General features: G+C 50.2%; 14 protein-coding genes. 1 reads left to right on the forward strand and 13 read right to left on the reverse strand.

Going from position 1 to position 20608, the window contains the following annotated elements:
- Window positions 1-26: 26 nt before the first annotated feature.
- From M6D81_RS25980 to M6D81_RS26030, 11 genes are all read right to left on the reverse strand, one after another.
- Complete coding sequence (locus M6D81_RS25980) at window positions 27-1727, reverse strand: extracellular solute-binding protein (protein WP_262680089.1); 1701 nt, start codon at window positions 1725-1727, stop codon at window positions 27-29.
- A 53-nt stretch (window positions 1728-1780) separates the two neighbouring features.
- Complete coding sequence (locus M6D81_RS25985) at window positions 1781-2665, reverse strand: carbohydrate ABC transporter permease (protein WP_262680090.1); 885 nt, start codon at window positions 2663-2665, stop codon at window positions 1781-1783.
- Window positions 2666-2709: 44 nt separating this feature from the next.
- Window positions 2710-3657: an ABC transporter permease gene (locus M6D81_RS25990; RefSeq protein WP_410795796.1), complete on the reverse strand. Its 948-nt coding sequence runs from the start codon at window positions 3655-3657 to the stop codon at window positions 2710-2712.
- Between the two features lie 1126 nt (window positions 3658-4783).
- Window positions 4784-6016 (reverse strand): Gfo/Idh/MocA family protein, encoded by a 1233-nt coding sequence (locus M6D81_RS25995; protein ID WP_262680092.1) that lies wholly within the window; start codon window positions 6014-6016, stop codon window positions 4784-4786.
- Between the two features lie 106 nt (window positions 6017-6122).
- Window positions 6123-7934, reverse strand: a complete 1812-nt coding sequence (locus tag M6D81_RS26000) for a glycoside hydrolase family 55 protein (protein WP_262680093.1) — start codon at window positions 7932-7934, stop codon at window positions 6123-6125.
- Window positions 7935-8031: 97 nt separating this feature from the next.
- Window positions 8032-8916 carry a carbohydrate ABC transporter permease gene (locus tag M6D81_RS26005; protein ID WP_262680094.1) on the reverse strand — a complete coding sequence of 295 codons (885 nt, stop codon included), beginning with the start codon at window positions 8914-8916 and terminating at the stop codon, window positions 8032-8034.
- Between the two features lie 25 nt (window positions 8917-8941).
- Window positions 8942-9835 (reverse strand): ABC transporter permease, encoded by an 894-nt coding sequence (locus M6D81_RS26010; RefSeq protein WP_262680095.1) that lies wholly within the window; start codon window positions 9833-9835, stop codon window positions 8942-8944.
- Window positions 9832-11517, reverse strand: a complete 1686-nt coding sequence (locus M6D81_RS26015; RefSeq protein ID WP_262680096.1) for a type 2 periplasmic-binding domain-containing protein — start codon at window positions 11515-11517, stop codon at window positions 9832-9834. The genes M6D81_RS26010 and M6D81_RS26015 overlap by 4 nt, the downstream gene beginning before the upstream one ends.
- An 18-nt stretch (window positions 11518-11535) precedes the next feature.
- Window positions 11536-12675 carry a sialidase family protein gene (locus M6D81_RS26020; RefSeq protein WP_262680097.1) on the reverse strand — a complete coding sequence of 380 codons (1140 nt, stop codon included), beginning with the start codon at window positions 12673-12675 and terminating at the stop codon, window positions 11536-11538.
- A 113-nt stretch (window positions 12676-12788) separates the two neighbouring features.
- Window positions 12789-15062, reverse strand: a complete 2274-nt coding sequence (locus M6D81_RS26025; RefSeq protein ID WP_262680098.1) for a helix-turn-helix domain-containing protein — start codon at window positions 15060-15062, stop codon at window positions 12789-12791.
- Between the two features lie 70 nt (window positions 15063-15132).
- Window positions 15133-17253, reverse strand: a complete 2121-nt coding sequence (locus M6D81_RS26030; RefSeq protein ID WP_262680099.1) for a hypothetical protein — start codon at window positions 17251-17253, stop codon at window positions 15133-15135.
- 265 nt (window positions 17254-17518) lie between these two features.
- On the opposite strand from M6D81_RS26030, the gene M6D81_RS26035 reads away from it, so the two are divergent.
- On the forward strand, window positions 17519-18124 hold the full coding sequence (locus tag M6D81_RS26035; RefSeq protein ID WP_262680100.1) for a YqaA family protein: 606 nt from the start codon (window positions 17519-17521) through the stop codon (window positions 18122-18124).
- Between the two features lie 86 nt (window positions 18125-18210).
- On the opposite strand, the gene M6D81_RS26040 is transcribed toward M6D81_RS26035, so the two are convergent.
- Together M6D81_RS26040 and M6D81_RS26045 are read right to left on the reverse strand one after the other, a co-directional pair.
- Entirely contained in the window at window positions 18211-19290 is a 1080-nt protein-coding gene (locus M6D81_RS26040) for a C40 family peptidase (protein WP_262680101.1), read from the reverse strand.
- A gap of 371 nt (window positions 19291-19661) precedes the next feature.
- Complete coding sequence (locus M6D81_RS26045; protein WP_262680102.1) at window positions 19662-20558, reverse strand: cation diffusion facilitator family transporter; 897 nt, start codon at window positions 20556-20558, stop codon at window positions 19662-19664.
- Window positions 20559-20608 lie beyond the last annotated feature (50 nt).

The raw sequence follows: 20608 nt of genomic DNA on the forward strand, positions 1-20608 counted from the left end.
CCCTCTCCCCCTGGGGCAAGGTGCTTCTATTTCTTCGTATTTTTTCTCCACAGCTCGGTATAAGCATCTTCCAATTTCACTGCTCCGGCCTTGTCGATCTTCTGAACGTAATTCGTCCATAACCGATCGAACTCATCGGATGTACCGGCAAAGATCATATTGGCGGATTCCTTCAGCCAGATCTGCTCTACCCGCTTCATCTCCGCACGCACATCCTCCACTTCGCCAAGCTGGCTCAGGATGGCAGGAATGTATTCCAGCTCCGGCAGGAAGTCCGACCATACTTGCTTACCGTATTGCGCCAGCACTTCATTCGTTCGCTCATCATAACCTTCCTTAATAGAATCCTTCGTGAGCGGTGTTGCATAGTCGCCGTCGGCAAGCTTCGTTCCGTGAGCGAAGTACATCGAAGTGCCGTAGAAGATGGAGGCGTGCTCGCTCCAGAGTGCGTCCGGATTGTCTTTCAACTGCTGCTTGTAAGAATCCGTCACTCTTCGCTTGCCGTCTGCAACTTCATAATGCCGGCCTTCCACTCCCCAATTGATCAGAATCTGAGCTTCATCGGAGAACATATAATCCAGCAGCTTGATCACTTCCTCCGGATGCTCGGACTTGTCCGATATTGCCCAGTTCCAGTTGGAGCGGGTGCGAAGAGAGACGAATGAACGATCCCTGATACTCTCATCTTGCATAAGCGGGAAGTAAGCGTACATCAGATCTGTGTCTCCGGCTGCCCGCATCGTCTTCTCCACTTCGGGCTGCACATACCAATCCGGGAAGTATCCAGCCAGTACGCGACCTTCCGTAATCTTCTTGGTCAAGCCATCCATATTAAGCGTGAAAAACTCTTTATCCAGCATACCGGCATTGTACAGCCTGTTCAAAAATTGATAATACTGCTTCATCGCATCGGAAACGTAGATCAGTCGTGCTTGATCGCTGTCATCGATATAAAATCTGCCATGATTCGTTAGTCCGGCGATATTAAATGACGGTCCGCCCAAATTTTCTCCTCCGCTGCCGGATGTGTTGAACCCGGAGAACGGAATCATCGCCTTGCCGTCAATCGTCGGATTTTTATCATAAAACGCTTTCAATACGTCGAACAATTGATCCAGCGTTTTCACTTCCGGATACCCCGCAGCTTCCAGCACATCATAGCGGATCGCGAACGGCGCCTGAATTTGCGGAGCGGGCTCCGTCGCAATATTCGGCACGTACAGGGAGTAAATGTGCCCGTTCTCATCCTTTAGCAGGTCGAAATACTCGCCATACTTTTCTTTAATATTTTTGCCGTGCTCCTCGATAAGCTCCTCCAGCGGGATAATGGCCCCGGCTTCCTTGTACTTCGAGATATAGTCCGGCTTCAGAATAAGCGTGTCCTTCGGATAATCGCCGGAAGCGAGCCATAGATCGAACTTCTGATTGCGGTCTCCCGTCACGGTCACCAGGTCGAACTTCACGCCCGCCCGATTGCCAATCTCTTGCATGACGGGGTTATTCGGGTCCAGATTCGGGAACAGGTTGGCGGCCTGAATCGTAATCGGCTCCTTCGGTTTCTCAGCAGCCGCAGGTTCCTTCGTCGATTCGCCGGCCTGCTCGCCGCTTGCAGCTCCCGGCTTGCCCTCGTTCCCGCCGTTGCCGTTGCTTCCTTCATTGCCTGCGCAGCCCGCCAGCGCGGCCAGCATGAGCATGACAGCAAGCAATAATGCGGTCCCTTTCTTCATGTCAACACCCTCTCCATTCTATTCATTATATCATCGGGACTAGCCCGTAGATATCATTCCTTCATAGCGCCAAGCGTCATCCCTTTAATAAAGTACTTCTGCATGAACGGGTACACGAACAGAATCGGCACCGTGACGATAATCGTCATCGTCGCTCTGATCGACTGCGGCGTCGTCATTCGCATGAGCGCATCGTCAACATTGCCCGGCGTCGCATTGATCTGCTCCGTGGAATGCAGCAGAATCTTCATCAGCTCATACTGGAGCAACGTCAGGCTCTCGCGGCTGTTGAACAGAAAGTTGTCCATCCACGAATTCCAGTGCTGCACCGATACGAACAAGGTGATTGTCGCAATGACAGGCAAGCTGACAGGCGCCACTACGCGCATCAGAATCTGAAATTCGTTCGCCCCCTCCACCTTGGCCGACTCGATTAAGCCTTCCGGCAGCTGCTCGAAGTAGCTTCGCATGATCATGACGTTGAACGCGACCAGCAGCGTAGGGATAATGTACACGAGGAACGAATTGGTCAGTCCCAAGCTTTTGATAAGCAGATAGTACGGAATAATGCCTCCGTTCACATACATGCTGACGACGATGACCGCATTAAGCCCCTTGCGCAGCACATATTCCCTTCGGCTCAGCGTATAAGCCACCATGATGGTGGCGCCGACTGACAGCACCGTGCCAAGCACCGTACGCGCTACGGACAGCCACGCCGCCGTGAACAGGCGCGGATTCTGGAAGATCAGCTCATAGTTGGTGAGTGTGAAGGCGCGCGGTACGATATGGATGCCTCCCCGCAGCGTATCCAACGACTCATTCAGCGAGATCGCCAGCAAATTCAGGAACGGGTACAGCGTCACCATACTAAGCAGCATAAGAAAGGTTATATTGCAAGTTTGGAACAAAGCGCCTCCGAGTGATCGCCTCCGCATAGTTAGCAGCACCTCCTTGTATAGTGGTCCGGCCGCCCGCCCGCTTATAGAATATGGGACTGGCCGAGCCTTCTTGCCCAAGCATTGACGAGAAGAACGAGCGTGATGCTGACTACCGACTTGAACATGCTGATCGCCACGCCGTAGGAATAATCTCCGATCTCCAGCGAATACTCCAGCGCATAGAGATCCAGCACTTGCGAATATTCCATGACCAGACTGTTGCCCAGCAGCATCTGCGATTCGAAGCCTGTCGAGATCAGATAGCCGACGGAAAGAATAAGCAGCATGACGGCTGTAGGCATCAGTCCCGGCAGAGAGATATGCAGCATTTTGCGGAAGCGTCCCCCTCCGTCTACATCTGCCGCTTCGTACAGCTCCGGATTAATGCCGGTCAGAACAGCCAAATAAATGATCGTGCTCCAACCAAGCTCCTTCCACAGGCTGGCAAGCGTATGAATCCCCCAGAACCAGTGCTCCTTCGACATAAAGTAAATGCCTTCATCCAACCAGCCGAGCGAGATCAGCAGCTCGTTCAGCGGTCCGCCGTCCGGAGACAGCACATAGGTGACAATGTTGGCGATGACGACCCACGATACAAAGTGGGGAATGTACGTAATCGTCTGCACCGTACGCTTGAACAGAGCAACTCTCACTTCGTTCAGCAGCAGCGCCAGACCTATGGCGCAGACGAAGCTGGCCACCAGACTCATCAGGCTCATCGCCAGTGTATTGCGAAGCACGATGTAGAACCAATCGTCGCTGAACAGCTTGACGAACTGGTCCAAGCCTACGAATGGGCTTCCGGCAATTCCCTTCGGTATGGCGTAATCCTGAAAGCCCATAATCCATCCCCATAACGGAAAGAAGCTAAACACGATTAGAATGGCAACGAACGGAACGGACATGAGCATAAGCTGGTATTGCGAGACCAGCTTCCTCCATCCCCTTCCGGCAGCCGCTTGCTTCGTCCGTTGGTCGGATTGCGCCATAGGGGATGCGCCGTTCGATGCGGTCGTATGTGGTGCGATAATGTCCTCCTCCTCTCGCAAGCATCTGAAGTAATTTCCATTATAGAGAGAGACGGCCAGGGACAAAACCGGAGAGATTGCAGAAGAATAACAGGGGAAAATGCAAAAAGACGCCTAACGGCGTCTAATTTACGAGAGATGGTCAGGTGTGGAGGAAGGGGTGATCGGGATTCCAAACAGACACTTTCAACCGACGGTAGGGCAGCAAACATTGTACGATAAATCGTACAAAGTGCTCGGGATTGGGCGCAGCTTGGACTCAGTTGTACGAAAAATCGTACAAACCGGCTCCTGCAAGCGCTTATAGGGTGGATTTTGTACGATAATTCGTACAAAGTGCTCGGGATCGGGCGTAACTTCGACGCAGTTGTACGAAAAATCGTACAAAACGGCTCCTGCAGGCGCTTGTTGAGCGGATTTTGTACGATAATTCGTACAAAGTACTCGGGATCTGGCGTAACTTCGACGCAGTTGTACGAAAAATCGTACAAAACGGCTCCTGCAGGCGCTTATAGGGTGGATTTTGTACGATAATTCGTACAATCTCTGGTGGATAGACAGCGACATTGGGGCGGACGAGGCACTCTTGGCGAGGCTATGTGAGCATTTTGTGCGATAGAGGTTACTTTTGGGGCGGACGAGGCACTCTTGGCGGGGCTATGTGAGCATTTTGAGCGATAGAGGTTACTTTTGGGGCGGACGAGGCACTCTTGGCGGGGCTATGTGAGCATTTTGAGCGATAGCGCACACTTTTCGGCCCGCTTCCGGGGCTATGTGAGCATAATGAGCGATAGAAGCTACTTTTGGGGCGGACGAGGCACTCTTGGCGAGGCTATGTGAGCATTTTGAGCGATAGAGGTTACTTTTGGGGCGGACGAGGCACTCTTGGCGGGGCTATGTGAGCATTTTGAGCGATAGCGCACACTATTTGATAGTGCAGACTCCAGAATGAAGGGGCTGAACTGAACAGCCAAATATGCGCTGCGCCCAGCCCCTTTTCGTGCGAAAAATCGTATGAAAGGCATTGCAGGAGGATCACTGATGCTACAAAATGATCTGTCACCCAACCCAGTAAAAGCAGTATATTCTATGCTTGTCTCAAAGCCTCTGGCAGTTCAAAATGACGGTAATCTGTCATATCGATTCTGTCCGTGGCGACCGCCCAAGGCAGCTTAGCCTGCGAATACAATATGCCGGCGTTCGAAATGTGCGGCATCCTCTCGGACAGACTCGGCAGCAGTCTGACACTCGTCTCAGGCAGCTGTTCTTCCACCACATATTGCCGTGGAATGTCCCTCACCTTCTTCGCGGATTCATATGCCCCATTGGCTACAAGCACATAATTGCGGCAAGCCTGCAGCGATGCCAATAGCTCAGTCTCCGGATTATCGATGGCATCCATCAGATTCCGGTACATATTGCTCATCAGATCTCCGTCGTCGAAGGTGTGCTTCTCCTGCCTGTCGCCGCTGCTGATGGTCATGGTATGATCATATTGCCAGCGCATCTCGCCGCTGCTTCCTCGCAGCACGATATAGGGATGATCGTTCAGATGGTGGCACAGCATCCCGTAGAAGTTCACCTCGACGCCGTTGGACATGCGGGTCTGAATGCAAGATACGTCATCGCCTTCGATATCATTCACATGATAAAGCTCCGCTTGCACCCATTGCGGGTGCACCGACAAGACGTCCTCCGAAGCCGCGCAGGCGGCGATTTGACAGTTGTTCAGCGTATGTGCAAGCGGATTCATGAATGTGCCGTCCAATACGTATTGACCGTTGAAGATGAGCTTGCCCGCCCAGCCGGTCCGGCTATAATAACTTTGCGCCCGATGCCACATGCCGACGCCCGTCACTTGCCGCAACTCCCCGATCGCTCCGTTCCTAAGCTCCGTGAGCATCTTGCGGAACGCATTTCCTGAAGTCATCTGGAAGTTGACCTGACAGCGCTTTCCGTGTTTTTGGCTTGCTGCGATCATCTCATCCACATCTTGAATCGTCACCGCAGGCGGCTTCTCCACAAGCACGTGGAAGCCTAACTCCATAACGCGTATGCTAATCGGCTTATGGGTGGCGATCGGTGTCGAGATGACGACGAAATCGATATCCGGATGAGCCTTCAGCATCTCCTCGTAATCGATGTAATGGCTGGCTCCAACTTCAGTCAGCTTTCCATAGGACTCCTGATGGGCCGCGGCATTCATCTCGGCGAATGCCGCCACTTCCATTTCTCCTTCATTCACCAGTTGAAGCAGCACTTCCACATGCCTTGCCCCAAATCCTCCAATGCCAATTAACGCTGCGCGATACTTTCTCAACTTTTTCCCCTCCAAGATGAAGCATTTCTTTCTATTATATAGCAATTTCAATCATATTTTTATAATATTGTGAAGGAAGTTAGTGAATGTGGAAGTCATAATTGATCTACTGGCTGTTATATAGCGGAATGTATCCGGCAAGAGAACCGTCGGAATGATAGATTGCGATACGCTTCGTCTGATTAGCCGGTATGCTGGCAGACTCTATCGCAGATAACTGAAGCGCTCCGTTGTTCAGAACGGTTAACAATGGTTGATCCTGATGCGAGAGCAGCTTGATCACTTCTGCCGTACCGCTGCTGCTTGCCGTCTGCTTCACCGCCAACGCCACACCGCTTCTGTACACATGGTTATGAGCTGTCTTGCCATCCGTATAAGCAAATCCAAGGCTGCCATTAATGACGGCATCTGCTCCGCTTGGCACGCCATTCGTTTTTACGCCAATAGACTGAAATCGGCTTGCAGCATCGCTTACAACGACATTGCTTACTCCTTCTGCGAATACAACGGGATCATAGTCCCCCATTGCCGCATTGCGGAACGTATTGCCGACAAATACGCATTGCCGGGCATAACCGCTTGAGCTTGTATTCAACAGCTTAACCCCATAGCCGTTGGACGCGCCTGTAAATTGGTTGTTCAGCACTTGACATTGCCTGGAATAGCCAGAGTATAAATTATCCAGCAACATGAATTGCTCGCTGTAGGCATAATAAATGAAGTTGTTCGCAATGACACAGCTGTCTGTGCCGCTGATTGCAATGGGGATTATACCTGTATCGAAGTACACCTCTGTACCGGCCGACGTATGATGGTTAATAAACTGATTATTCGTTGCTACGACGCCCGACCCTCTTCCAAGAACAAGACTATACTGAGCGCCAACGACCGTATTGCCAGTCAGCTGGCAAGAGAGCATCTCAATGTAGTTGCCACTGGAGGAGGCCGACGCACTTACATACATGCCGCGATAAAAGGCATGCAGCATATTTCCGGACACCGTTATTTCATGTGGAATCTCAGTTGAGCTGCCGTTCAAATCCATGCCGAAGCCAATCGCACAGCCGGTGCATTCGCTATTGCGAATGGCGATATGGCTGCACGCTTGACCTCCGCCGCTTCCTTGCTGGATCGTGAACGCTTTGCCTCCATCCACGTAATTGCTTTTCACGACATGAGGAAGATCGTACACATGCACATTTTCAATCGTAATATGACTTGTGCCGTTCGTCATGGAGATGCCGTTGCAGCCATGCGTCGTATCATTTGCATTTGTTTTCACCGAAGTAATAGCCAGATCCCGAATTGTTGCATTTTTCACACCGTTAAGCTGGAATACATCGAACCCGATGGCACTGACTCCTTTTATAATCGAGCTTCTCCCGTCGCCCATCAATACGATATGATGCAAATCCTGTACGGTCACTGCCGTTTCCTGCCGCAGCTCGGACAAGTAAATATCAATCGCATACGTGCCCGGCGGGAAATAGACGACTCCGCCTGTTGCCTTGGCTGCGCTTATGGCATCGTTGATAGCGGAATAATCGTTCGTTATACCGTCCCCTGCAGCTCCGAATGTTCGGACGTTATACCAGCCGCAGGATGTGTTCTGCTCCATAGAATTGCCATTATCATCGTCATCGTCGTCATCATCGTTATTATCCGCCGAGACTAACCGGGAAGAGCTGCGAAGCAGCCCTTCCGAAGCGAGGACAATGCTTGCAGCCCCTAGCGATGCCAGCAGCTTCCTGCGGCTTATCCTTCCATTGGTACTAGCAGTGATAGCCTCCTCTTGGCCCTTTCGCTCCCCCGTCCCGATTTCTGCAGCCGTTTCTTCATTCGCTTCGACTTTAACTTCACTATCCTTCTTCATCAAGTCACTGACAGCAGTCTGTTGCCTCTCGTTTGAATGCTTCATAGCTATCCCTCCCGCTATTTTTTCATTCCGTTCAGTTCTGCCTGCATTTCTGAATCAAATGAACGTGCTGGGTAAACTGCCCCTGCTTCAGCACTGCTTATTCCTTCACGCTCCCCAACACAATGCCATGGATAAAATATTTTTGCATAAAGGGATACAAGCAAAGAATAGGAAGCATCGCCAAAAAGATTTGAGCCGACTTGACCGTCCGGTCCGACAGTTCTTTCAGCAGCTGCAGCTCTTTTTCCGTCACAGCGCTCATATCATGCTGAATTATCAATGTCTGCAAATAGCTTTGCAGTGGATAGTTCTGCGGGCTGTTCATATAGATCAAACCGTCGAACCAGCTATTCCAATGCATAACGATGGAGAATAACGACAATGTAGCTATAGCCGGCATTGATAATGGAATATATACCTGAAGCAAGGTTCTCATGTACCCCGCTCCATCCATGAACGCCGCCTCCTCCAGCTCTCTCGGAAGTCCGCGGAAGAAGTTAAGCAGCAAGACGACACTGAATACCGGAACGGCTGTCGGAATAAGCAATGCCCATATCGTATCCAGCAGCCCCGTCATCCGGATCGTCAAATAAGTAGGGATCAGTCCCCCATTGAACAACATCGTCAACACAAAAAACCATGCATACCATGTACGGAAACGGAACGCCCCGGCCTCCTTGGACAAGGGATAAGCCGCCAGAACGATAAGCGACATATTCAGCACAAGTCCAATCGATACCCGCTGCAAAGAGACGAGAAAGGATTGCAGGAAGGCTTCCTTCTGCAGCACGAAGCTATAGGCCTTCCATGTAAAGTCGACCGGCCATAAGCCGACCAAACCGGCATTCGCAGCCGAACTGGCACTGAGCGATACGGCGAATATATGAATAACAGGCAATAAACACAATAATGTCAAAATGCTCAGTGCTGCATAGTTGCCACCAATAAACATTTTCCTGGATAATGACCGTTGTTCTACCAAGCTGCACCGTCTCCTTTGCGGCAATCTAAAAAATACGATAGTGTACGAGGCGATAAGCCAGGTAGTAGGCGACAGATATAAGCAATAGAGATATGGCGGACTTGAACAATCCTACTGCTGCGGCAACACTGAACTGGGCATCCAGCAGACCCATCCGATAAACCATCGTATCGATAATGTCTCCGCTCTCATAAACTTGCGGACTGTACAAATTCAACACTTGATCAAAGCCTGCATTCAGCACCTGGCCTAGCGCGAGCGTCATGAGCAGCACGATAATTGGACGGATGCCGGGAAGCGTCACATGCCAAGTCTGCCGCCAGCGATTCGCCCCGTCGATGACAGCCGCTTCGTAGAGCGTCGGATTAATCCCCGTCAGAGCTGCCAAATAAACGATCGTGCTGAAGCCGAACTCCTTCCATTCATTCGTAATAACCAGTACATACCGGAACCAGCCATTATCGCCGAGAAAGTAGATCGGCTCCACGCCAACCCACCCCAGCATGGCATTAACGACTCCGCGTTCCGGAGATAATATATCGATTAATATGCCCCCCAGCAGCACCCACGACAGGAAGTATGGAAAGTAGATGAACGTCTGAACCAGCCTTTTGAACACATGCTTCCTGACCTCATTAAGCATTAATGCAACGGCAATGGGCACGACTAGGCCCGCTGCCAGCTTCATAACGGATATGGACAATGTATTCATAATGACATTCATCGTATCGGGCAGGCTGAATACATATTTGAACTGATCGAGCCCTACCCATTCTGAACCACTGATTCCTTTGGCCGGTACATAGCGCTGAAATGCGATCACCAGCCCGAGTATCGGTCCGTAGCTGTAAATAAGGACAATGATGACAGGCGGAAGCAGCATGAAGTGCAGAGGCAGCTCAAAATGGGGCTTTCTCATTTTCCCATATACCATTCATTAACCGCATTTGTAATATCCTCGCCGCCCGCTTTCTTCCAGTCCGCAACGAAGCTGTCAAATTTGCTAATTGGAGCTCCTTGAATGATTTTCGTAAACGCCTCTGCTTCCATCTTCTCCAGCTGGGACATTCTGTCCGTCATCACCTGCATCGGCGCTGTAATGAACTGGGTCGGCTTGTATTGATTGTTGCGCATGATTTGATCGATGACTTTGCCGCCGCCGTTCGGTCCAAAGCTCAGATCCTGTCCCCAGAATTGAAGATCGCCTTCCCTATACTTCAAAATGTTGTTATAAATGCTGCGCTCCTCCGGCGTCAGCTGATTCACATCGCCTCCCGTCCCTTCCAGCAACGGCTTCAGGTTACGGTATACGCTTACATTTTTCTCCGACCTGTACATCTTCATCGGTGCGTACATCCATAATGTATTGTTGTCCGGAGCTTCATTGAAGTTCGTAAATACGTCGTCCGACGTATTGAAGTAAAAGGAATTGAGCCACTTCTCCAGCAATTTGAAGACGGCTTCCGGATGCTTAACGCCCTTCTTCACGACCCAGTACCCGTAGAAAATATTCAAGTCATGCTGATAGAGGAGTGGCTCTTCGTCGACCGAAGGCACAGGGTATGCCTTCCATTCCGCAGCGGGATCAATATCTCTCGTATTGCCAAGCGGCGTGACGCCTGCGTTCATCGTTCCAAAAAATACGCCCAGCTTGCTGGCAGTAATATGCTGAGCCAACTGCGTCGCATTTTTCACCCCGAACTCCTTATCCAAATGCCCGCTGCTGTAAAGCTGCTGAAGCGCTTCCAGCGCAGTTTTCATCTCTGGCTGAATGCTGCTGTAGGCCAGCTTGCCGGAATCGTCCTCTATCCATATATCCCGGTAAGCATGAAAAGCGTTCATAAAACTCTTCGCGCTTGCCAAGTCCTTATCAAGCCCAAGCCCGATCGTATCCGCCTGACCATTCCGGTCGGGATCACTCTCGGTGAACGCAGCTATGATCTGCAGCAAATTGTCCAGCGTCGTCGGCTCTGGCAAGTTCAAGGTATTCCGCCAATCCTCACGTATCCATAAAATCGAAACCTGCTCTTTGGCTAATCCGGTAAAAGGAATGCCCATCAATCGACCGTCAAGCATCGCGGACTGCTTCACTTCCTCGCCCGCTTCCTGCATTACTTTCTTCACGGCATCGGGAGCCAGCTTCTCATAATAATCCGTCATATCCTCGATTAATCCGGATTCGTGCAGTTGCTTGAACTGTGTCGGAGTGACCAGTGAAATATCGGGAAGATCACCGGAAGATATCGTCAAATTCATTTTTTTCTCGAAGTCGCCATACGGAACGGACCATAAATGCTTTACTTTGATGCCGTAATCCTTCTCCAAAGCTCGGGTCCAAACATTATGGTTTATATCCTCCCCTTGCGGAAACTTGATGCCCGAAAAATAATAGCTGGCCGTAGTCAGTTCAATGGCAGGGTCATATTTGTCAGGCAATTGGTCGGGCAATGCCGGCTCAGTTCCGGTTGTGCTTCCTGATGCAGGTGGAACTTGTCCGTTACTGTTGGTGTTGTCCGTATCCGAACTGCAAGCTGCAGACAAGAACACCAATACCATTGAGAGAAGTGTTAACATAAAGCGTAAATATTTTCCCTTTTTCATTGCAGTCATCCCCTCATTTTACGATTTCGATGAAGATTCAGGCTTTAGTTTGAACAGATCGGACATTCGCCATATTTGCAGTTTCATCGGAAGCGTATATGAGCCATCGGGCAATGGATTGTACGTGTAATATGTAATGAGAACCTCGCCATGATGCGTTGCAATAGAAGGATAACTGTTAACTCCTCGATCAGGCGGTTCCAGATTAACCGGTTGTGACCACGTCATCCCGTCATCCCGCGATACGGCCATAGAGAGCGGCCTTCTTGAAGGGCCTTTCGTGTTGTTCCATACGAGCAGCAGATGCCCGTTGCTGTTGTCGGGAATGCGTTTAATCATGACAGGAGCATAAGGCGATTCCAGCTCTGTCGGGATCGGATCGTCCCAGCTCGCTCCGCCGTCATGGGAATATGCCTTGTAGATGTACCCCAGAGTCGTTCGGATATACATCATAACGCGCTTGTCTTTAAGCTCCACTACAACCGGCTCGGCAGGAGCCCCCTCTTGCATATTTACGAAATCCCCGATGTGCCACGTATCCCCGTTATCGTCAGAGTAGATAGCGAATGCGCCGGACTTGCCTGGCCTGGCATCCGTCTTCCCTCCGAGCGGAATAATGATTCTTCCAGAGGATAAAAGCACGGCACGATCGTTAGCTGTTACATGATGGCCTTCGAATGGCGTAATATTTTGCGGCTCGTCCCATGTCATCCCTTCGTCGTCAGAGGTTTTCATGTACATAGCTATTTGGGCATGCTCATCCTGCTTGGCGAAGAAGAGGGCAAGCTCTCCTGTTTTCAAACGAATAATGCCTTGATTCGTTACGTTCTTTTCGCCGATATTGTCTTGAATGAGAAACTTCTCCCCCCACGTTCTTCCACCGTCATGAGACACCTTCCCTGAAATCACGCCTGGTGAATCATCCTTCACATCGCTGTAATCGTCGTAAGTAAGCAGCAGCCTGTTGTGCTTCAGCTCAATAATAGCGCCGTTGAATGCCCGCTTCGTAGCCGAGTACTCATCCGCCTGTACGACAACGCTCTCTACAACGGGTCCAATCTTGCTTCTCACTCCCGGCGCAGCGTCACTCTGCAGCGGCATGGTGAAGACCATTGCCAGCACAGAAACGAGCGAGATCGCTTTCTTGAATCCATTCATGCATTTTGCCTCCCTTGATTGAATTTGGAATCGCCCTGCAACCCAAATGTATATAAAAACAGCCGCAGGCAATATATAAATTTCTGGGTTGGAGCTTAATAATTCCATCCAACTCAACCAAGAGAGCCCTCTGCGTCGCTATTTCTGCAGACATCACGGTATTTCGCCGGGGAACCGCCCATCAGCGCTTTAAAACAAGTGCTAAAATAATTGGCGTCGTTATAGCCAACTTGATCCGAAATGTCGCTTACCTTCCAGTCCGTCGTTTTCAACAATTCCTTCGCCCGTTCCATTCGCTGTTTCAATAAATGCTGCGAGAAATTTTGTCCCGTTTCTTTTTTGAACAGCTTCGACAAGTAGTTCTCGCTTACAAACAGTTCCGCAGCAAGCTTGCCGAGGGTAAGGCCGCTATCCCCATATCGTTCTTCAATGGCTTTCATCGCCCTTACGACAACCTCATTCATTCCCTTCTTTCTGCCGGCATAGATGTCATCCAGCATCGCCGTCAGCATTCGCAATAACTCGATCTGCAGAGCATCTAGCGTTACCCGCTCTTGAATTTGCTCCATAAATCGAAGTTTGTCCATCATTCCTTCCTCTCCATTGCCGCCAATTCCAGCAACCTTTTTCATACATTTCATATAAAGATGGGAGACGGAGAAGGTGACCACTTCCTTCTTGATGCTTTGCTTGCGGTATACATCAAATAATTGCTTGACGCCAGTCTCCAGACGATTCTTCTCCGTATATTGAAGAGCGTCAGCGATCTCGTCCTCCAATTGTTCAAGCATTTCGTAGGTATAATCCCTCTGTTCAATGCTCTCCCAATAAATGATCTCATTCTCCCCGTAAATGAAGGCGTAGTTCAGCGCGGAGGATGCCTGTTGATAGGAGTGGCGTACATGCTCATATCCACTGCCAACAGATCCGGCACCAATGTTCATCGGCATCGCCAGCTGCCCGGAGAGCTGTGTCAGCAGTCCGCCAAGCTGTTCCTCACGTCCGACATTCGACGGAAGTACTGCAATCATGATAACCCTACGGTCATCGAACGCATAAATATACACTTCTTCTCCCAGTGTGTCCGCCAGTTCCGCCAGCACTTTTTCCACTTTGCGAATACCGGGCGCAGCGTCTTTGACCGTGCCGGACAATTCAAATATTACGGTGTAATTGTCCTTGGCCTCCAGTTGAATGCCCAGTTGAAGCGATTCTTCCCCGTATTCTTGTTCCGTCAGCTGTACAAAGAGCAGCTTCCCCAGAAAACGCTCCCTTCTAAGCGGCATGCTTTCTTTCAGCAACGCGACCATCCGATTGAACTGATGCGCCAATATGCCCAGCTCATTGCCCGGAATTCGCTTCATTCCAATGTTCAAATCGCCTTGCTCCACACGGCGCATTAATTGGACCAGCTTGTGAACCGGTCTTACCAAGGATTGCGAGAGAAAGTAGGAGAGCAAGGCTACACTTGTCAATATGAATACAACCGTAATGACTGTCACTTTATAGATGTAAGCCGCGTCCTTGAGCAGCTCCTTCTCCGATACCATGCTTAGAAGCGTATAGCCGTACTTGCCATTTTTCAAATAAGTGGCGAGATAGGGCTGGCCATTCACTTCCGGCTCCCATGAGCCCTGCAGCCCCGCATGCTTCAAATATTCAATGTGCGCGTTCGCATGATCATTGGACTCGTTCCAGTCCAAAAACAGCTGCTGTTGCTGATCTAACAGCATAATGTTGTCGAACCTGTTGTCGCTGGCAAGAGCAAGCAATGCTTCTTTCTTAATGTTAAGCAGCAGCACTCCGATCTCCTTGTTGCCTCTGACAATACTTCTTGCCAATGTAATCAAATCTGAATTTCGCAAAATTGTACCGGAGTAATCGACGAATAAGCCGCCTTTCCGTTCAGCGACCTCCTCATACCAGCCGGACACCTCATAATGCGACAAGATATCGTCTCTGGAATACAAGCTAAAATCATAAGCGTAAGTGTTGTTGAATTTATCCATGAAATAAATCGAACCGATCTCCGTCGTAATAATGCTGGCTTCGCTCATTGCATCATTTAAAGTTGATGCAAGCGATAATCGCTGTTCTTCAGTTAAGCTCTCCAAATCATGCAATAATGCTTGCGTGTTTTTATCGTAAATGAGGGACAGCATAATATCGGAATATTTCTGCATCAGCGCATTCATTCGTTCTTCCATATGCAGCAATTGATTCATGACGGCCTTGCTTTCTTTTTCTTTAATAATCGATGAGGATACATGGCTGGTAACGCCGACAATGGTCAGCAGTATGAACAGTGCCAATAGAAAATACGAACCTACCAGAACTGTTTTCAGGCTTATAAACATTTTTTCGGTCCGCTTTGTCCGAAAGACCATTCCCAAAAGTTCCCCCTTTATGCAGCCGCTTCTTCACCTATAAAATGTATCTGCCTGTAAAATATCTCCTTTACTCCAGCAGAAGCGATGACCGATATTCAACCAGCTCATGCTCCAATACTGTGCGAACCTGGGCAAGCTTCCATTCCAGATGGGCACGGTCGGTCATATAATCCATACTGGGCTCCCAACCTAGACGGGAATCGCGCTCGACTAGCGGAATGGCTGCGCTGGCATTGGCAATTTCCTTCTCTCCCAACTCATGCAATTGCTCTAATAGTGACAATGCGGCCGTCCTGTCCGGCTCACGGAACAATTGTTGCTTCAGCTTCCACCATTGCTTTACATGAATCGTCGTTTGAATGCAGCAGACAATAAATGCATTCATATTCCACTGCCTCTCTCCCTCCTCCCGCTTATGCACGGGAGTGAGAGCAATCGCTCTTTGCAGGACGTTGTTGCCCTGCTGCCACAGCTCCAACATTTTGCCTAGACTGTTCATCTCCACATCGATCCGCTGAATACCGAGAGATTGACGGGCGCTTTCGCGCGGAATGTAGTCTGTCATGACAATCCGATTGCCGAACAGGGAATGCTTCTTGTCCGGCATCTCGATGCGGTTGCGGAATACAAGCGGATATGACGGTCCGACGCGGAACGGTCCGTACTGGTCTTCATTCGTCGGGATATAATGGCGAATCCCCTCGCTCCAGCAGCGCCATGCCTCCAATACATGCTGAACGGCTTGCCGGCTGAAATCTCTGGCCGCGATCGCCTCGAACAATCGTTCTTTTGGCGGGCCGCCGCTCCAATACGACCATTTCGTCATATCGCTTATGTAAGAAGGCCACCATCCGTAATGATGCGACTCCATCAATCCCGACAAGCTCCATCGCTCTCGGGCATCGTGCAGCGCCGCATGTCTTCTTGCCCATTGATAAGGAATCGGCTCATACGGAATGACGCCAATATCCCAAGTCAACCCTCCCGTATTGCTCATCGTATACAGCTTTATTCCACGCTCATGTGCAGCCTTCGCTTCACTCGCGAAATATTGTCCAGGCCCTTCGAACGAGGCCGTGTAATCCACGCATACATGAGTAACGCCTTCCCGCTTCCGCTGTTCGAACATTTCGAAGGTGACGAGGAGCGTTACGTCCCATGGCAAGCTGCGGATAAGCTCCAGTCGATTCTCTTCCGGCGCCCAACCCCAGTTGTACGTCCAAAAAATAATTTCCGCTTGCTCGTTATGCTTGCGAATGACCTTCTTCAGCATATTCAGCCACTGCGGATAATCTCTGCAAGGCCACCATCCGGGATAAGGCTTCGATCTCGGCTGATCCTTGGGCCATTCCGTGTGCGGCACACCTGTCGTCCGTTCATCCCGACTGGGGAATTCACATGATTCGCCGACGAATATGACACCTTTAAACCTCGGGCAAGCCTCCATAATTTTGCCATAGGTGCGATTGTAGTATTCCTCTGCGCCGTCCTCTTCCGGATGCTTGCGACTGAGGAGATAGCTGTACATATATACATCAATCCCGTAATGATCCGCACGATCGATCAAATAATTGAAGTCTCGCACGCCTTCAGGCGTCTCATCCACATCCTTGACGAACAGTAGAATAGCATCAATCCCCGCATGAGCCATCGCATTCAGATGAGCGTCAGGATATAGATCCATCCCCCAGCCGGAGTGAACCATGCGAGGCGAGAACAGCGGCTTCCGGACCTGATCGCACTCCGCTATATAAGGCGCTTCGCGCAAATTCATCAGATCCTCCAAATAATAGCTTCCTTGTCCGGCGCCGCGTTCATCATAACCTGCTACAATAATCTTTTGCTGCTCCGCCACGATCCGATAGCTCCGGGCTTCGCTTAATGCTGCGCCAAGCTCAGGGAGCTCCTCTTTCGTCGCAACAATAATCGCTTTCTCCGCAGTCTGCGTGCTATTCGGCAAGCTGTCTCTGCATCTCAGACGCAGAGACACCCCCATAGAAACCCAAAAATAGTCTTGGAGATCCTTTGCAATTCCTTGCATATAAGGACTGGCATTTGCGGCAATGACAATTGTCCACTCGTCCGATACTTCTGCTTCATGCTTCTTCGGCTTAAGGTCGGGATTGCGCCTTCCTCGCTTATGCACTTCCTCAAGCCGCCTTCGAAATTGGTAGGAAAGTTCCTTCATTTGCAATTCCTCCTGTTTGGTGCTGTAATCCCTTCCAAATTAATGTAAGGGCTTACAAATTGTCAAGCGAATTTTCTGGGCAATACCTTAACATTTCTTGAAACCTTGGTTCTGCTGCTGCGTAGTCACTAATGTGCGCAATTTTAGAGTTTTTCTGAACTTGACATCTTGCATAGAATTGGAAGTTCCATTTATTTTTGTCACATCAGTCGAATAACGTTATGCTATACTTAACAGATAAGTCGAACACAAAGGAGCCTCTTACATGTTTCAAGCTGTAATCGATTTTTTGAAGGATTACGGCCCTTGGGGACTCGTCATTCACTCGTTTCTGGATGCCGTTATTTTTCCCATCCCGGCCTTTTTCACACAGGTATCCTTAAGTTTGATTAATCCTACTTCGGCCTTATGGCTTGCTACCCTCGGTTACATTGCTTGCCTGGTCGGCACTCCGATCGGTTACTACTTGGGTAAGCTGATGGGAAAGTCCGTCCTGTATCGCTTCCTGAAGAAGGAGTGGATTGACGCCGCTACCGCTAGATTTCAGAAGAACGGCGAGGCCGCCATTTTGCTTGGCTCCTTCACGCCGATCCCCTTTAAAGTGTTTACGATCCTGTCCGGCGTTCTCAATTTCCCATTATGGCGCTTGATGGCCTATGCCGCAATCGGCCGGGCTGCCAAGTTCTACGTCGTCGGAGCCTTGTTCTACTTCTATGGTCGCGCTGCCGAATCGATGGTGAAGGACGTGTCGCTCTATATTTTCCTGATCGCAACGCCGATCATTTTAATATTCCTGTTTGTACGCGCCAAGATACGCAAGAAGAAACAGCTCGCCGAGCAAGCCAAACAAACGGACTCATTATCGGTGTAATGCTTCTTAAAGAAGAAGTCTCCGGTTTCCACAGCTTGCTGTGGAAACTGGAGACTTCTTTTCATGTTGGATATGCGTCGCCGGGATTACAATGCGCTCCCGCCGAACAGGAAGCGTTGCTCCCAATGCGTGCCTTTAATGCTGTTCGTCTTAACGCCGCCGCTCTCCTTGGAGTACGTATGCAGAATCTTCCCGTCGCCGAGGTAGATGCCGACATGCGTAATGCGCTGAGAAGCTTTGTTGATGCCGCTGTATGCGGACGCGCTGGAGCCTTTGTAGGACATGAAGAACATCAGGTCGCCGCGCTTCAAGTTATTAATGTTTGTTGTCGTCTTGCCTTTCTTCTTCACATAATCTCCTTGCTGACGGGAATCTGCCGGCAGCGTCACGCCTACGCCGTCAATAAAGGCTCGTCTTACGAAATCGGAGCAGTCGAACGTTTTGGTGGAGCTGCGGTTGGAGCCGAACTCATACGGCGTACCCAAATATTTCAGGCCGGCCGCAATGACCTTCTCGACAGAAGCATTGCTTGCCGTACCCGCATTCTGGCCGGAGTTCGTCGAGCCGCTTCCTCCTGTATTCGCGTTGCCTGTATTGCTGCTGCTGCCAGTCCCTCCGGAAACAGTGCCGTTCACATCCACATATTTGGAGCTGGCGGATACATAGCCTTTCACACCGCTCGAATCAACTGCTTCGTACCAGTAGCTGTTGTACTTGCTTGTTACTTGAAGTTGCTCGCCGCTCTTCAGATAGCGGATACGATCCGAAGACGTCGACGGTCCTTGACGGAAGGATACGGAGCGCTTCACTACTGCATTCATAGCGGCTACAGCATCTTGACCTGATGCGGAAGATGAAGAACCGGAATCTGTCACGTTCGTATACTTGGATGATGATGAGATATAGCCTGTCCGGCCGCTGCTGTCGCTTACTTTGTACCAGCCGCTGCTAGCCTGATCGATAATCGTAACCTCTTCGCCTTTCTTCAGCATGCGAATGACTGATCCCGATGTGGAAGGTGCGGTTCGCATATTCACACCCCACTGCACTTCGGCAGTTGCTGTAGCCGCGTAAGCCGCAGGAGCAGGCAGCATAGCCGCCGATCCGAATAACAGCGCTGCCGATAAGGTTACGGTAACAGCTTTTTGCTTTATGGAATAATTCATGTAGAATACGCCTCCCTAAGAAGTGTTTGTTGCTGCCGCTTGTCCGGCGCTTCGCATTCATTGTAAGTGGGATGCGGGGAGGCAGTCATCGACCGATGTTCCTAAATAGGCATAGGGGCTTATGGGAACAGCGGATTACCCTTTTTTGCTAAGAAAAAATTAATAAAAGGCGTCTCCCTTATCGGAGACGCCTTTCCCATCATGTGCTAATTGACGATTATTCAAGCGATAAGTGGCATTGTCATCATGAGCATTTTCTCATATACATTAGGACTCTCTCATTAATGTAATGGGTCTTAAGACTCATTTTCGATCAGAAATAAGGGAATTCCCTTAATTTACTAACCTGTGGATTCCCGGATAAAGCCGATTCAGGAATGCGATTGAGGCAGCTTCAGGTGGCCGTCAAGCGGCTCGACATGTACGTGTACGCTCATAATATTATGCTTTCGTCCCATACGCCGCTCAATATCGTCGCTTATCCGATGGCTCTCTATAAGGGAAAGCTCTGGATCCACCTGCACGATGACATCGACAAGCACATTGCTTCCGTGCACCCGCGCCTTGATATCCTTAATCGCATGAACGCCCTTCGTTCTCTCAATCGTCGCCTGCAGCGTTCTCAGTTCCTTCTCGTCGAACCCATCCGTCAATGCGTGCGTCGAGCTGTAGAAGATGCCCCATGCCGTTTTGCAAATAATGATGCCTACCGCGATTGCAGCTACAGGATCGAGCCAGGGCAAGCCGAACTGTGCGCCGATAATGCCGACAGCGGCCCCGATACTGACAAGCGCATCGGACAGGTTGTCCTTGGAAGCGGCCATTAGCGCACTGTTGTTAATGCGGCGCGCTAGCCTGCTGTTGTATACATAGACGCCGCCCATTGCCGCGGCAGACAGAAGTGCGATCCAGGCCGTTATCATATCCGGCGTATGCCGAGTGCCCTCCATTAACGACTTGCCCGCGCTAATCAGTACTTGTACACCGACGGTCGCCATGATGAATGATGCGACGAGCGCAGCGATCGTCTCCGCTCTGAAGTGGCCGTAGGGATGATCCTTGTCCGGCGGCTTTTGCGATATTCTCAGGCCGATTAATACAGCTACCGATGCGATAATATCCGTCAAATTATTGTAACCGTCCGCGACGAGAGCTCCGGATAAAAACCAATAGCCCGCTCCCAGCTTCAGGACGGATAGCACCAAATATGCGCAGATGCTGACCCAAGCGCCTCTCTCTCCTTGTTTAATATCATCATACTGAGTCATGTTGCTACGCCTCCTGCCAATCTCTAGAAACTGTCTTTTCGTATCATACC

This window comes from Paenibacillus sp. J5C2022 (assembly GCF_025567625.1).
Taxonomy (GTDB): domain Bacteria; phylum Bacillota; class Bacilli; order Paenibacillales; family Paenibacillaceae; genus Pristimantibacillus.